At 45.2% G+C, this 13,959-nt stretch carries 12 protein-coding genes and 1 tRNA gene; 9 read left to right on the plus strand and 4 right to left on the minus strand.

What is annotated here, in order from left to right:
* Positions 1 to 163 precede the first annotated feature (163 nt).
* The 3 genes from E7L17_RS08175 to E7L17_RS08185 all read left to right on the plus strand — a co-directional run bounded on the left by E7L17_RS08175 (position 164) and on the right by E7L17_RS08185 (position 2,793).
* Positions 164 to 562 carry a hypothetical protein gene (locus E7L17_RS08175; protein WP_316322770.1) on the plus strand — a complete coding sequence of 133 codons (399 nt, stop codon included), beginning with the start codon at positions 164 to 166 and terminating at the stop codon, positions 560 to 562.
* Positions 563 to 1,008: 446 nt separating this feature from the next.
* Entirely contained in the window at positions 1,009 to 1,353 is a 345-nt protein-coding gene (locus E7L17_RS08180) for a helix-turn-helix domain-containing protein (RefSeq protein WP_316322771.1), read from the plus strand.
* A gap of 294 nt (positions 1,354 to 1,647) precedes the next feature.
* Positions 1,648 to 2,793 carry a site-specific integrase gene (locus E7L17_RS08185; protein WP_316322772.1) on the plus strand — a complete coding sequence of 382 codons (1,146 nt, stop codon included), beginning with the start codon at positions 1,648 to 1,650 and terminating at the stop codon, positions 2,791 to 2,793.
* 165 nt (positions 2,794 to 2,958) lie between these two features.
* Here the strand turns inward: E7L17_RS08185 and E7L17_RS08190 are convergent.
* From E7L17_RS08190 to E7L17_RS08200, 3 genes are all read right to left on the minus strand, one after another.
* Positions 2,959 to 3,035 (minus strand) — tRNA-Arg (locus tag E7L17_RS08190).
* Positions 3,036 to 3,151: 116 nt separating this feature from the next.
* Entirely contained in the window at positions 3,152 to 4,996 is a 1,845-nt protein-coding gene (locus E7L17_RS08195) for a glycoside hydrolase family 13 protein (protein ID WP_316322773.1), read from the minus strand.
* Between the two features lie 60 nt (positions 4,997 to 5,056).
* Positions 5,057 to 7,486: a glycogen/starch/alpha-glucan phosphorylase gene (locus E7L17_RS08200; RefSeq protein ID WP_316322774.1), complete on the minus strand. Its 2,430-nt coding sequence runs from the start codon at positions 7,484 to 7,486 to the stop codon at positions 5,057 to 5,059.
* A 500-nt stretch (positions 7,487 to 7,986) separates the two neighbouring features.
* Between E7L17_RS08200 and E7L17_RS08205 the strand changes: the two genes are divergently transcribed.
* From E7L17_RS08205 to E7L17_RS08220, 4 genes are all read left to right on the plus strand, one after another.
* Positions 7,987 to 8,622 carry a cell division protein ZapA gene (locus tag E7L17_RS08205; RefSeq protein WP_316322775.1) on the plus strand — a complete coding sequence of 212 codons (636 nt, stop codon included), beginning with the start codon at positions 7,987 to 7,989 and terminating at the stop codon, positions 8,620 to 8,622.
* 357 nt (positions 8,623 to 8,979) lie between these two features.
* Positions 8,980 to 11,070 carry a U32 family peptidase gene (locus tag E7L17_RS08210; RefSeq protein WP_316322776.1) on the plus strand — a complete coding sequence of 697 codons (2,091 nt, stop codon included), beginning with the start codon at positions 8,980 to 8,982 and terminating at the stop codon, positions 11,068 to 11,070.
* A 23-nt stretch (positions 11,071 to 11,093) separates the two neighbouring features.
* The gene (gene dut, locus E7L17_RS08215; protein ID WP_316322777.1) at positions 11,094 to 11,537 is read left to right on the plus strand and encodes a dUTP diphosphatase; all 444 of its coding nucleotides are present in this window, start codon (positions 11,094 to 11,096) and stop codon (positions 11,535 to 11,537) included.
* A gap of 24 nt (positions 11,538 to 11,561) precedes the next feature.
* Entirely contained in the window at positions 11,562 to 11,828 is a 267-nt protein-coding gene (locus tag E7L17_RS08220) for a DUF4321 domain-containing protein (protein WP_316322778.1), read from the plus strand.
* A gap of 292 nt (positions 11,829 to 12,120) precedes the next feature.
* On the opposite strand, the gene dcd is transcribed toward E7L17_RS08220, so the two are convergent.
* The gene (gene dcd / locus E7L17_RS08225) at positions 12,121 to 12,648 is read right to left on the minus strand and encodes a dCTP deaminase (RefSeq protein WP_316322779.1); all 528 of its coding nucleotides are present in this window, start codon (positions 12,646 to 12,648) and stop codon (positions 12,121 to 12,123) included.
* Positions 12,649 to 12,926: 278 nt separating this feature from the next.
* Between dcd and E7L17_RS08230 the strand changes: the two genes are divergently transcribed.
* Positions 12,927 to 13,421, plus strand: coding sequence for a pyridoxamine 5'-phosphate oxidase family protein (locus E7L17_RS08230; RefSeq protein ID WP_316322780.1), 495 nt, complete (start codon positions 12,927 to 12,929; stop codon positions 13,419 to 13,421).
* Between the two features lie 13 nt (positions 13,422 to 13,434).
* Positions 13,435 to 13,824, plus strand: a complete 390-nt coding sequence (locus tag E7L17_RS08235) for a PH domain-containing protein (RefSeq protein ID WP_316322781.1) — start codon at positions 13,435 to 13,437, stop codon at positions 13,822 to 13,824.
* The last annotated feature ends 135 nt before the right edge of the window (positions 13,825 to 13,959 follow it).

Genomic DNA, 13,959 nt, shown 5'->3' on the forward strand with positions numbered 1-13,959 from the left:
CTCCTCATTGCAACACCGTTGCCAGCAGTACAACTGCAAACACCACACCATACACATACCACAAGTACCGGTTGATTTTTAAAGCTTTAGATTTCATGGATAAGCCCCTTTCTTTTTCTCCCCTCCTACTGTAAAATAATGGTAAGAGGGGAGGTGAAATATAATGGATAATCCAAGTTTGAAGAAAAATATAGTTTCCCACATGTATAGCTCTCTGTTTTCGGAATTTCTAGAAAGCAATTCCTTAATATTGCTTACTCCAATGGGAGTAATTAAAGGAAAACCCGTAGACGTGAAAGAAGCATTAGACAAAGTATCGAAAAACACAGATTTTTCTAAATTATCATCAAGCGAAATTAGCTGCGGCGCCATAGCTCAACTAACAGAAAATGCCGCAGATGAATACCAAAAAGAATTTTCAATTTCTTTTCCGTTAAAAGGCAATGACGGATACATTATTCTTAAAAATGTGACTTTTGATAACTCAAATAAATCTTACAATCTTCCTGCGCTCGTTGTGTTTTTTGACCAAATCATCGGAATCACCATTGCTAATATTTAAAGTTAATAATTCAGTTTCTTTTTGCCGTTCTTGTATCTCAATTACAAGGGCGGCAACCTCTTTTGGGCTCCCATCAATAATAATTTTCAAGTTTTTCACCTCCTTCCCTGCCAAAAATCTACAAAAACGCTGTTTTTTGGTTATTTGTTATAAATTACCAACCCCCATTTCTACGCAGTTAACCTTGACATACAAGCTAAATTACCATATAATAAGTGACTGTCAGGACAACTTAATAAGGCTTTTTCGCTTTTAGTCAACCGGCTAAAGGTGCGATTTGTTACTGTCTGTCGCTGTAATTTTTGATTACACCATCATTATAGTTTCGCAAATGCGAAATGTCAACTAGTTTTAACGACATTTCTTCGCAAGTGCGAAACTTTAGCTGTTTTACACAACAGTTGCAATGTTTGGTTGTTTACAATTCTGAAAGAATGGTGTTTTATATGACTTTTTATGACACAATAAGAGATTTGCTTAATCAAAAAAATTCGAATGTAAATAGAATGTGCAAATCTATTGGCATAGGAGCGAGCACTTTCAGGACTTGGGAAACAAGAGAGACTCTTCCAAACGCAGAATATTTATCTCGTATATCTGACTATTTAGGGGTAACAACAGATACTCTTTTGGGAAAAGAGCAAAAAAATAAGCCCACCGCCGAAGCGGAAGGCTTTTCTAAAGAAGATATAGAGTTTTTAAGCAAAATTAAACATCTTTCGCCTGACAGCAAAGATTTTTTAGTTGCTCAGATTGATTTGCTGATAGCTCGTCAAGAAGACCCAAAATAAGCATTTTGTTATTTTCTGAAAGCAATTGAAACCTATTTAGTATTTCTGTATCCGTTAACTTGTCCACAATCACACCCCTATGTAATCGCACGTTATTTCAAAAGTAGCGTGCTTTTATTATAGAACAAACTTTCGGTTTATTCAAGTGCTAAAATAAAATAATCTGTTGTTTTTGTACATTTATTGCGTTTAACAAATAACGTTGTTTGTTTGTAATACAATAATATGCCAAAGATTGACAAAATACAACAGGAAAAATTTTACAATATTTAGTAATTATTGGAAGGTGAAGGAATGGGAAGGCCAGCAAAGGAAGCGCCTAATCATGGGATATATTATGAAGTTAAAAAAATTATTACCGATTCCAGCGGCAACAAAAAAAGAAAATCGTTTTACAGCACAATCAGCAAAGCGGATGCGGCGAGGCAAGCTAATGAATATCAAATTAAAGTTCTTGGAAAACCGACTGAAAATAAAACGGTCAAATTCAAGGACTATGCGATAGACTGGTTGGAAAACTCAAAAAGAGGTACAGTGTCTGCAAGCACATACGAATACACTTACAAATTAGTAGTACATAATCATTTAATCCCATATTTTAAATCGTACAATCTTTCCACCATTAAACGAGAAGATGTTGAAAAGTTTTTCAATTTAAAAAGAAGTTTTTCATACAGTCAATTAGATAAGCTAAAAATCACTCTTTCCGCTATATTTGAACGGGCGATTGAAGATGATATAATCTATAAAAACCCTTGTAAAAAAATTGTGTTGCCTAGATCGGAGCAGACTCCAAAAGAAAAGCACGCTTATACACCAGAAGAAGCGCGCCGGCTGATTGACTATGCTAAATCCGTAGAAAACGGAGAATCCATAGCAATACTGCTTAAAACCGGATTACGGAGAGGGGAGCTGCTAGGGCTGCGGTGGAAAGATATAGATTTAAAAAACAAAGTGATACACGTGAGAAATGCAGTAAAGGAAGTGCGCGGTGCCGCAGAAGAAGGCCTTCCTAAGTCTAAAAACTCCGTTAGGGATATTCCGTTCGACGATGAACTAAAATCCATTTTAACAAAGATTCCAAAGCGTATAACAAAAACTAAAGGTAAAAAAGATAATCCAATAAAGTATGATGTGGAAAACCTTTATGTAATACCAGATTCTAGAGGATTGTATATGCGCCCTACCAATTGGGCGAAAAGGGTCTACAATCCCGTTATAAGCGATTTTATGTTAGAAGAAGGTAAACATAAGCATGACACGTTAAAGTTGAGTGCACACGAGCTGAGGCACACTTATGGCACGCTCTTGTACAAGTCTGGAACAGATATTTATACGATACAAAAATTAATGGGGCATTCTGATATTAGTGTAACCATATCAATTTATGTACACAACGACCTTGATACAATTAAAAAAGCTATGAAATTAGATTATTAATCGCCGTTTTATTGATTGTAGTACGACACTTTTACGACATAATGATGGTTTTATTTGATAAAAATTGATATAAGTGAAACTGTTTCGATTAATCAGAACAAAGCAAAACCCGCATGCTTATCTGGAAAAATCCAGTATTCATGCGGGTTTCACTCTGTATTAACTTGGCGCGCCCGAAGGGATTCGAACCCCTGACCTTCTGATTCGTAGTCAGACACTCTATCCAGCTGAGCTACGAGCGCAAATCGCTGATGCCTGTCCTAAGACGGAACAGCTTTATTATTATATGCAAAGCCAGACAAAAAGTCAATAGATTCTGCAAAATAATTTTGTTTTAGGAAGAAATGCCTTGCTGCCATTACAGCAGCAAGGCTAAAAATCCTATGGGAGGAAGGGTTAGAACGCCATTATTGGGGGCTTCCCCCACCAAAGAGGTAGCGTTCTCCCAGCCTATGGGCAAGGGGATTTCTTCCTCTGCACTGCCGGAGTTAAGAGCCACTAGCAGCTGCTGGGATTCACCTTTGCGTATATAACACAAACAGCGCTCCGAAGCACAAACGGGCACAAGCGGTGAATCCTCCAAAGCGGCATGTGCGGTTTGCCGCAGCTTTGCCAGAGTGCGGTACCACTGGGTAAGGGAAGCATCTTCTTTCCCCCATGGGAAGCACCTGCGGTTAAAGGGGTCACGGTAGCCCTCCATACCGGCTTCGTCCCCGTAATAAATGCAGGGCACACCGGGCAAGGTGTACTGCATTAAAGAAGCGCCGCGTAGCCGCCTTAGCGCAATCTCTCGCTGGTTAGTGCTTAGGCACTGCTGGCTTTGCCATTCTCGGTTCCGTCCGTTTAGAGCTTCTCCGCCCAAAATGGTGAGAGCACGTTCCGTGTCGTGCGTACCAAGGTGATTCATTAAGCAGCGCAGCACCTGAGGCGGGTAATTCTCTTGTATCGAAAGCAAAATCTCCATTGCGTCTTTCGCCTGCATACCGGTAAAAAAACCGAGGGTTGCATTGCGGTACGGGTAGTTCATTACACTGTCGAGCTGATTTCCCTGAAAATAACGGCGGCGCTGTTCGTAGGCAATTTTATTGGAGGCGTCTTCCCATACCTCGCCTAGAATCACAGCGTCAGGCTTTTCTGCCTTTGCTGCATGGGTTATTTGCTCCAATAGGGAATCGGAGAGCTCATCCGCTACGTCCAGCCTCCAACCAGACGCGCCAAGACGAAGCCATTTTCGAACGATGCCATTTTCGCCGCACAGGTATTCCTGGTAGCTTTCACGGCATTCGTTGATACAGGGCAAAGTAAGAAACCCCCACCAGCAGTCGTACTTATCTGGCCATGCTTGGAATTCGAACCAATCGTAATAAGGGGAATCCTTTGATTGATAAGCGCCCTGTACGGGGTAGCGCCCCTCGCGGTTAAAATAGATGCTGTCACTGCCGGTGTGGTTAAACACACCATCCAGTAAAATGCGAATGCCATAGCGCTGTGCTTCATTGCAAAGCTGCGTAAAATCTTCTTCCGTACCGAGCAAGGGGTCAATTCTGCTGTAATCTGCCGTGTCGTAACGGTGGTTGGAGTGTGCCTCAAAAATGGGGTTTAAATAAAGGCAGGTAACCCCTAAAGATTGAAGATAAGGTAGTTTTTCACGTATCCCCTTGAAATCTCCGCCAAAAAAATCTTGGTTTGTAATTTCCCCCGTTTCATCCGGCTGCCACTGTGGCTCTTCTCCCCACTCGCCGTGCATTTTTCGCCCGGAGGGTATATTGTTTTTTGCACACCCAGAGGCATGAAAACGGTCTGGGAAAATCTGGTACAAAATTCCACCTAAAAGCCAGTGGGGCGTTTCAAAACCCGGTTCATATACGGTGAGCTGCCATTGATTTGTTCCGGAAAGATCACCATGACCGCCAAATGAACGGCCGATGGTAATACTGCCCCGGTTCGTCTGTAACAAAAAGGTGTAAAAATACAGCCCGCTGCGCGGCGGAGTAAAATCGCACTCCCACCACTCTTGGTCTTCGCCATTCATCCCGCACCAGAACAGCTCCCAGTGAAAACTCTCACCTGCATCTTCCTGCATGAGGAGTGTAGCCGCAGTACAGCCAAGGGTGCGGGGAAGTGTAATTTTAAAGTGGATGTTGTGCCCCGATGGAGTGGCTCCTACGGGGTTTTTATATACAGGGTCCCTGGAATCAAACATAAAAGAACGAAGCTCCTTTTCCCCATCGGCCACCCTGTGGTCAGGTGCGTGAGGAGTATATTATTTCCCAGCCTTATCCATTGGAGGAACGGGCTCGGCATTCCAAATCTCGGTTGCGTATTCGCGGATGGAACGGTCGGCGGAGAAGCGCCCGGCATGGGCGGTATTGATAAGTGCCATGCGGTACCAGTGCTCTTGGTTCTGGTATAGCTGCTGTGATAGGCGGCGGGCACGAGAGTAATCATCATAGTCAGCCAGAACCATATAGGGGTCACTATTCTTAAGGGAATCTGCAATTTGACCAAAGCTCACTCCACGGAAGCCGCGGCTGAGTTCGTCCAGTGCATTGTGCAGAACCAAATGATTTTGGTAGATTTCCTGCGGGCGATACCCATTTTTACGTTCCAGTACCTGTGGTGTGGTCATACCAAACAGAAGAATGTTTTCATCCCCTACTGCGTCGTGAATTTCCACATTTGCGCCGTCCAGTGTGCCGAGGGTTACCGCTCCATTTATCATAAACTTCATATTGCTAGTTCCGGAAGCCTCGGTACCGGCAAGCGAAATCTGCTCACTGATGTCAGCGGACGGAATGAGAAGCTCCGCGAGTGTGACGCGGTAATCTTCCAAATACACAATTTTCATTTTCTGGTTGACACGCGGGTCGTTATTAATGGTATTCCCCAGCTGCACAATGAGTTGAATAATCTGCTTTGCCATATAGTACCCGGGAGCGGCTTTTGCACCAAAGAAATACGTTCTGGGGGTGAAATCTGCATTGGGGTTTTCCCTTAGCCACTGGTAAGTGGCAAGAATTTCGAGCGCATTGAGGTGCTGGCGCTTATATTCGTGCAAACGCTTGACCTGCACATCGAAAATAGAATCGGGGTCTAATTCAATTCCATTATTTTTTAGTACATAGGCTGCAATTCGCACCTTATTATCGCGACGAATTTTTGCCATTCGTTCCAGTACGGATTTATCATTCTGAAATTTGAGCAGGCGGTCAAGCCGAGCTGCATTGTGAATGTAGTCTTCGCCAATGAGCTCTGTAATGAGACTTGCGTATTCTGGGTTGGATTGGTTCAGCCAGCGGCGGTAGGCAATGCCGTTTGTCACGTTGCGGAATTTTTCAGGCATTTCGGTGTAGAAATCGTGAAAAACAGTTTGCTTTAAAATTTCACTGTGAAGCTGCGAAACACCGTTGATGGAGTGCGTGCTCACCACCGCTAGATTGGCCATTTTCACATAGCCGTCATTCAGGGGTGCCATTCTGCCAACCTTATAGCCGTCTGCTCCCTTTGCGTGCATTTCCGCACAGAAACGGCGGTTAATTTCCTCTACAATCTGGTATATGCGCGGCAAGCGGCGGCGGAATAAATCCACGCCCCAGCATTCGAGGGCCTCTGCCATTACGGTATGATTGGTGTATGCCATGGTGCGGTGTACAATGCTCCATGCCTTATCCCACCCATAGCCGCATTCATCGAGCATAATGCGCATCATTTCGGGGATTGCCAGAACCGGGTGTGTGTCGTTAAGGTGAATGGCGATTTTTTCAGGTAGATTGTCAAGTGTACGGTTTACCGAAAGGTGGCGGCGAATAATGTCTTGAATCGTAGCCGAAACAAGAAAATACTGTTGTGTCAGGCGCAGGCTTTTTCCCTCGGGGTGGTTATCCTCCGGGTAAAGCACCTTTGTAATCACCTCTGCCATCGCGTTTTGCTCCATAGCCCGAAGGTAATCTCCGCCATTAAACAGCTTCATATCAAAATCGGCTTCGGCAGAGGTTGCTGCCCAAACACGCAGGCGGCTGATGCCTCGGCCGTCCATACCAGCTACATACAAATCGTAAGGGACTGCCAATACCTTGGTGTAGTCTTTGTGGCGTACCACGTGGTACTGGTTGTTCCAAGATTCTTCAATGGTGCCGTCAAAATGCACCTCTACGGCGCGGTCCGGCACAGGCTGAAACCACACGCTGCCTCCCGGCAGCCAAAAATCCGGCAGCTCGGTTTGCCAGCCCTCCACCAGTTTTTGGCGGAAAATTCCATACTCATACCGCAAGGAATACCCCATTGCCGGGTAGCCCAGTGTGGCAAGGGAATCCAAAAAACAGGCGGCAAGTCGCCCAAGGCCGCCGTTGCCAAGGCCAGCATCTGGCTCTTGGTCGTAAAGATAATCTAAATTTACATTCATACCGGAAAGTGCTTGGCGGAAAGCACCCTCCAGGCCAAGGTTAAACAGGTTGTTTTTCAAAGAGCGGCCTAAAAGAAATTCCATACACAAATAGTAAATGGTTTTTGTATCTGAGTTCGTGGCGTTATCGCGAAATTCTTTGCGACCCTTGACCAGCATATCGCGAACAACCAAAGCTACCGCCTTGTAATACTGTTCATCGGTAGCGTCCTGCCATTCCACACTCATTTCATGGCCTAGGGTTTCTTTTATGCGGGTTTGTATCTCTTCGTTTGTTAATGTATAATTCATGTAACACTATCCTCCGCTTCCTCATAAAAGTGATTTCATAATGTGCTGCGCCTAGCTTGCGAAAGCGGAATGCCGCTTGCAGCAATCAAAGGGGTGATTTGATTTAAACTTTATTCATTTTGATTTAAAGTAAAGCTTTACTTAATAAGATATGCTAAGATTGATTTATGTTTATTGTATACCAAAATTGATGGAAATACAATTCTAATAAACGTACAGAATAAAATAAGAAAAAACGTAAGTTTTGCCTTGTTATCTAAATTAATTCTTGTTTTTGTGAGTTATGATAGATTTCTTTACTGCAAGTCGAACTTTGATTATTTTTGAGCATAATTCACAAAATTGTGTGTTGCGAAAAGCTGTGGTTTTCCACGCAAACAAGAAAGAATATATGGCAATTCGGGTCAAGCTCTTTTCTATTTAGCAAAAATGCCTTATAATAAAAGGGATTGAAATTAGCAATGCTAGCCTGCTGCTAAGGCTATGAAAGGATGGTCACCATGAATAAGATTAAGGTGCGTCTGAATATTTGCGGAACCGAGTGTACTCTTACCTCAGAAGATAATGAGACCTACGTGCTCGCACTTGGGGATGAAGTGGAAAAAAGCATTCAGAGCATAATGGCCAGAAACGACCGTGTGTCGTTGACTTTGGCCGCAATCATCACTGCTCTGTCTTTCTGCGATGAGTCAAAGAAAGCAACTGCGGCTGCGGATAACCTGCGGTCTCAAATTAAAGATTACTTAGAGGATTCTTCCCGCAGTCGTTTGGAGGCGGATGAAGCTCGCCGTGAGATTGAGCGTATGAAGCAAGAAATACAAACACTGCGTACACGGCTTTCGGCAGGAGAAGCAGCTCAGGCTGCTGCCCGTGAAGCGGCTTTCACTGCGCCTGTGGTGCCAGAAGTTGAGGTGCCAGTGCAAAAAGCACCAGTGCAGGAAGAAAAAACGGCAGAACAGCCCGAAATGCCCGAGCCTCCTTATGAGGAAGAGCCTGTGGAAGAGCTGCGCCCTGCCGCACCGGCTGTGCCAAACGTGCATACCGGCCATTACTCCCGCCCGCTCTCCGCTGAAGTGCCGGAGGAATTGGATCGCAGTAGCTTCATGAGCTTTTTTGAGAAGAAAGAAACGGACTAAAGATAGAACATACCCGTTCGGAAGAGAAAGGGACGCTGTGATGAGCAACCGAGACTATACAATTGTACTTTTGCTTGCGGCTGCGATATTTTTGGTTGGCTATAATGTTCTGGAAAAAATTACAAACCAGCCCTTGTCCTCCAATTCGTTCGGGATAATAATGATAATTGTGTTTGCACTATATGTGATATATTTGGAAAAGCAAAGAAAAAAACCAAAAAAGTAGCGCCGTTTCATTTTCGGTGTTGCAATTGGTATGATTGGGCTGCCTGCGTGTTGTAAGGAGCGAGATTGCTGCTTCTGCGTTCGGCGGCCTGTACTATTATTTTATACAATAATAAGGTTGGGATACAAACAATGGAATTATTATCACCGGCAGGTTCGCCGGATTCTCTCGTTGCCGCAGTGCGCTCCGGAGCAGACGCCGTTTATTTGGGCGGCACGGCTTTTTCAGCTCGAGCTTCTGCCAAGAATTTTGATGATGAGGCTCTACGGCAAGCAGTGGAATACTGCCATGCGCGCGGTGTTAAAGTTTACTTAGCACTCAATACGCTTTTGCGGCAGGAGGAGCTTGCTGCCGCGCTGGAGCTTTCCCGGTACGCAGCTACTCTTCCAATAGATGGAATGATTATACAAGACTTGGGGTTGGTTTCACTCTTGCAGGAGCGTGCGCCAAAGCTACGGCTGAACGCATCTACACAAATGTCGGTTACCAACCCAGCGGGAGCACGATTGCTGGCTAAAAATGGATTTCCCCGTGTGGTGGTTGCAAGAGAGCTTTCCCTCGAACAAATTCGAGAGATAAAGGAAGGCACTCTGGATACACCCATTGAAATAGAAAGCTTTGTGCATGGCGCATTGTGTATGTCGGTTTCGGGTCAGTGCTATTTTAGCTCTGTGTTAGGCTCACGCAGCGGCAACCGCGGCATGTGCGCCCAGCCCTGCCGCCTTCCTTTCTCGGTGCCCGGCGGTACAGGCAACGATTTAAGCCTGCGCGACCTTTCTATGCTTTCTCGTATTTCGGAATTGGAAGAAGCGGGTGTGACTAGTGCAAAGATTGAGGGGCGCATGAAACGCCCGGAATACGTTGCCGCTGCAACAGCTGCTTGCCGTTATTCTGCGGACGGTAAACCCATACCATCGGATTTGACCGAAAACCTATCCGCGGTGTTTTCTCGATCTGGCTTTACAACCGGATATCCGGATGGCAAGCTGGGTCGCTCGATGTTTGGAATACGTTCCAAGGAAGATGTTACAGGAGCCACCAAAGAGGTATTTGCAAAACTCCATTCCTTATATAAGGATGAGTTTGCTCGCGTCCCGGTTTCGCTGGGGCTGTCGGTGCATGCAGGGAAACCCGTTACGCTCACCGCCACGGATGATGAGGGTTATAAAGCGGAAGCGCTTGGCGAATGTCCTGAGCAGGCGCTTAATCGGCCGATTGACGAAGAACGCTGCCGCACCCAGCTTGAAAAAATGGGCGGGACTCCATTCTTTGCAAAACAGGTAAACTGTGATATTGAGCCGGGTCTTTCCATGCCGATCTCTATGCTAAACCGCCTACGGCGCGACATTCTCGAGCAATTGCTCACGATGCGCTCAAAGCGGAATCCGGTTCCATTTGCACAAATACCGATACCGGAGCAGCAACCGCACAAACCAGCCAAAACGCCACGGCTGCGCGCTTCTTTTCGCCGGGTGGAGGATGTACCTGAGCTAGCAAAGCAGTGCGAATTGGTGTATTTGCCGGTAACGCTGCCGCAAAAACAATTTGAGGACTTGCTCTCTCGTGGCTTCCCAGTCGCGGCTGCCCTGCCACGTGGAATCTTCGGTTCCGAAAAGCAGCTTAAAGAACGACTGAATGCCTTAAAAAGCATCGGAGTTCGAGATGTATGGGCAGGAACTTTGGGTGGTGTTGGTCTTGCACTGGAAAGCGGCTTAAAGGTTCATGGTGGTTTTTCTCTTAATGCGATGAATACCCAGGCTATCGATTGGTTGGAACGCCAAGGGTTGGCAGATATAGAACTCTCCTTTGAGCTTTCGCTCTCGCAGGCTGTTGGGCTTGGCGGTAACTTGCCCCGAGGCCTTGTGGTTTACGGGCGGCAGCCGCTCATGCTGTGCCGCAACTGTCCCGGGAAAAATGGCACACAAAGCTGTGCGGAGTGTGGCGGTAACGCGTGGTTAACTGACCGCCGCGGCATTCGCTTCCCTGTGATGTGTGATGGGGATGCCAGCGAGGTTTTAAACTCGGTTCCGCTGTATTTGGCAGACCGAATGCGCGAAGTTCGGGGGCAAGATTTCGGAGTATTAAGATTTACTGTGGAAAACTCTGTGGAAATTGAGGAAATCTTTCGGAATTATCTTGGTTTGCGGGCTGTGGAAAATACAAAACGTGACAAAGAGCAGCAACCTTTTACACGAGGTTTGTATTATCGTGGGATTGAATAACAAAACATGCAGGAGGAGCACCAATGGAACCCATTCGTTTTCAAAAATTACACCCTAACGCAGTTTTACCACAGCGGGCTACCCCCGGCAGTGCCGGTATGGACCTAGTCGCCTGCCTGCAAGAGCCGGTGCAATTGCTGCCGGGCGGGCGGGCAATGGTTCCCACCGGACTGGCAATGGCACTGCCTACCGCAGAGTGGGTGGGGCTTGTGTATGCACGGAGTGGTTTGGCGGTTCGCCATGGGATTACTCTTTCCAACTGCGTTGGCGTGATTGATAGCGACTACCGGGGTGAAATCCGCGTAGGTTTGTGTAATTTAGGGCAAGAGGCATATACCATTGAGCCGGGCGAGCGCATTGCGCAGCTCGTTATCACTCCGGTGCTGCTGCCGCCTGTGGAGCAGGTGGACGAGCTGGACAGCACCGAGCGCGGAACCGGTGGATTTGGCTCAACCGGAAAACAGTAACACACAGAAAAGAGGAAAACCGAAATGAAACATAATTGGCTCAAAAATTTGTTTCTGGTGATTCTGCTTGTGCTGGCAGTGGTGCTGGGCAAGCTGCTTGGTTCGGTAACGGCAAAGCAACCGCTTCTTTCTTGGCTTGGTATGAGTGCAGATTTTGGCCTAAAACCTGTGACGGTAGATTTATCTGTGGTGAATTTCACGTTTGGATTGATGGTAAATATAAATGTGGCACAGGCACTGCTGCTTGCGGTAGCAATTCTTATCTTTAGTTCGGTTCATTTGCGTCCCTAACACAAGAGTGATAAGTTTACATAGTTATTTCCATCAAAAAACCGCTGTTCTTCAAATGAGAACAGCGGTTTTAATAATTGTGGTGGATGATTCAGAGCGTGCTGCAAAGGTTTTCCCCACTTTCTCGTTCTCTTGTGGAAAACAATAACCGTGCAGATTGATGAAATAAAAGAAAAAGTGGAGAAGTGTGATATTCATTGCCATGGCGTACTATTATATAATGAAAAGCACTATTTTATTTTGATAAAAAAGAGAAGACTTCAACTTGAAGTCTTCTCTTACCATAATATACTTATTTGCAGCCTTCAAAATCCTTATAGAGCAGGCTGGGCTGAATCCCTTTGTTGTTTTGGTATTTGCCGCTGCAATACGGGTCGTATTCCCCATCAATGGTATGGAAGTAAATCTGGCAAACCTCAACATCCGGGTAAATAATTAAAGGCTGCACCACAAAAATCTCCAAAGTCCAAAATCCGGCGAAGCCGACGTCACCAAAACCGGCAGTGGCATGAATGCACATTCCAAGGCGGCCAATCGAGGAGCGTCCCTCCAACATGGGGACAAATCCCTCGGTTTTTGTAAACTCCTTGGTACGGCCAAGGTACAAACGGCCAGGAGCCAGGGTAAGACCCTCCGGTGGAATTTCAAGGAGTGTGGCGGGGTTAGGGGTTTTCATGTCCAATACAGGGGCGTCATAAACCAATAGCTCGTTGTGCAGAGACAAATTGTAGCTGTTTGGGTTCATTCTCGATTCATCGAAGGGATCGATGACAATCTCTTTCCCCATATGTTTTAGAATCTCTTTTCCCGATAATATCATGACGAAAGGCTCTCCTTTTTGTGCAGTCGGTTTTTATTATGTATCATTTGTAATTGCGATTAGGAATAAAGACAAAATAAACAGAACTTCTGCTTATTCACACTCTTTTGAAATAGGTAAAATTAATTATAACACATTGCAGATTTTGTGTAAAGAAAGGCGGCACAGAGCTTTTTTGGTGAAAATAGGAAATACTTGCGCTATAAAGTAAAATAGAGTATCATACACGCAGAAGAAAGCCTGTAAACCAAAAGGTACTAAGAAAGGGCTGTGTTTTTATGCGTTCTATGAGAAAAAAGGATCGGCAAACGACGGAAGAAGAAGCGTACCAAATATTAGAAGCTGGGGAATACGCAACACTTTGTACGGTGAACGCAGAGGATGGTACGCCGTATGGTGTTCCGATTTCCTTTGTGGTAAAAGACCACTCCATTTATATTCATATGGCTGTGGCCGGGCAAAAGCTGGAGAATTTAAAAAAAGACCCCCGTGTTTGCATTATGTGTGTTGGCCAAACACTGCTGTACCCGGAACAATATAGCACGGACTTTGAAAGTACCATTGTTACTGGTTCAGCAGAATTTATAATAGATCGAACAGAAAAACTCGAAGCACTCAAAATGCTGTGCGATAAATACGGTATGCCAGAGGGTGGAGAATTCTTAGAAAAGAAAATGCAAGGCGGAGTAGACCGTATGGAGGTTGTAAAGATACCGATAGAATCCATTACCGGAAAGGCCCGCTGGAGAAAGCCGAAACCGCCGCTGGAATGAATGGAGGATTACGATGGGAGATGCTGTTGTAAACAAATCATTTTTATTTTACGGGAAAGAATCGCCTACACCAGAAATAAAGCGCTTGCTGCATTCGTCGGAGGAGCTTCAGTTTTGTGTGAAGACTTTCCGGGATGTGGCAGCGTTTACAGATAAGAGAATTTTAATCGTAGACCGACAAGGAATAACCGGGAAAAAGATTGAATATTTTTCGGTACCCTACCGCAGTATTGTCACTTATGCCCTTGAAACAGCAGGTACTCTGGATTTGGATGCCGAAATAAAGCTGGTTCTTTCTGGTGGCATTGTACTGGAGCTCAACTTTTTTAAAGATAAAGAAAATCAAATGGAGGAGCTTTTGTTCCAGGTTTACGATTTAATTACGCAGTATGTTTTGGGATAAGAGCTTTGTTATATAGAAGAGCGGTTATTTTTCTTTGGGATTCTATCTTTCTTTTTGGGGAGGACAGAGTCCTTTTTTTGAGGAATCGTGCCGATTTTTAGTGGGCTATAAACCAGCGTTTATGGCGAGTTCAAA

Source organism: Clostridium sp. (genome assembly GCF_032576335.1).
Classification (GTDB): Bacteria; Bacillota; Clostridia; order Oscillospirales; family Acutalibacteraceae; genus Faecalispora.

What these genes read in the sequence shown, in the direction of transcription:
- E7L17_RS08195 (WP_316322773.1), bottom strand. Translation starts at nt 4,996, where the DNA reads ATGTTTGATTCCAGGGACCCTGTATATAAAAACCCCGTAGGAGCCACT.
- E7L17_RS08230 (WP_316322780.1), top strand. Translation starts at nt 12,927, where the DNA reads ATGCGTTCTATGAGAAAAAAGGATCGGCAAACGACGGAAGAAGAAGCG.
- E7L17_RS08220 (WP_316322778.1), top strand. Translation starts at nt 11,562, where the DNA reads ATGAAACATAATTGGCTCAAAAATTTGTTTCTGGTGATTCTGCTTGTG.
- E7L17_RS08185 (WP_316322772.1), top strand. Translation starts at nt 1,648, where the DNA reads ATGGGAAGGCCAGCAAAGGAAGCGCCTAATCATGGGATATATTATGAA.
- E7L17_RS08205 (WP_316322775.1), top strand. Translation starts at nt 7,987, where the DNA reads ATGAATAAGATTAAGGTGCGTCTGAATATTTGCGGAACCGAGTGTACT.
- E7L17_RS08235 (WP_316322781.1), top strand. Translation starts at nt 13,435, where the DNA reads ATGGGAGATGCTGTTGTAAACAAATCATTTTTATTTTACGGGAAAGAA.
- E7L17_RS08180 (WP_316322771.1), top strand. Translation starts at nt 1,009, where the DNA reads ATGACTTTTTATGACACAATAAGAGATTTGCTTAATCAAAAAAATTCG.
- E7L17_RS08210 (WP_316322776.1), top strand. Translation starts at nt 8,980, where the DNA reads ATGGAATTATTATCACCGGCAGGTTCGCCGGATTCTCTCGTTGCCGCA.
- E7L17_RS08200 (WP_316322774.1), bottom strand. Translation starts at nt 7,486, where the DNA reads ATGAATTATACATTAACAAACGAAGAGATACAAACCCGCATAAAAGAA.
- dcd (WP_316322779.1), bottom strand. Translation starts at nt 12,648, where the DNA reads ATGATATTATCGGGAAAAGAGATTCTAAAACATATGGGGAAAGAGATT.
- dut (WP_316322777.1), top strand. Translation starts at nt 11,094, where the DNA reads ATGGAACCCATTCGTTTTCAAAAATTACACCCTAACGCAGTTTTACCA.
- E7L17_RS08175 (WP_316322770.1), top strand. Translation starts at nt 164, where the DNA reads ATGGATAATCCAAGTTTGAAGAAAAATATAGTTTCCCACATGTATAGC.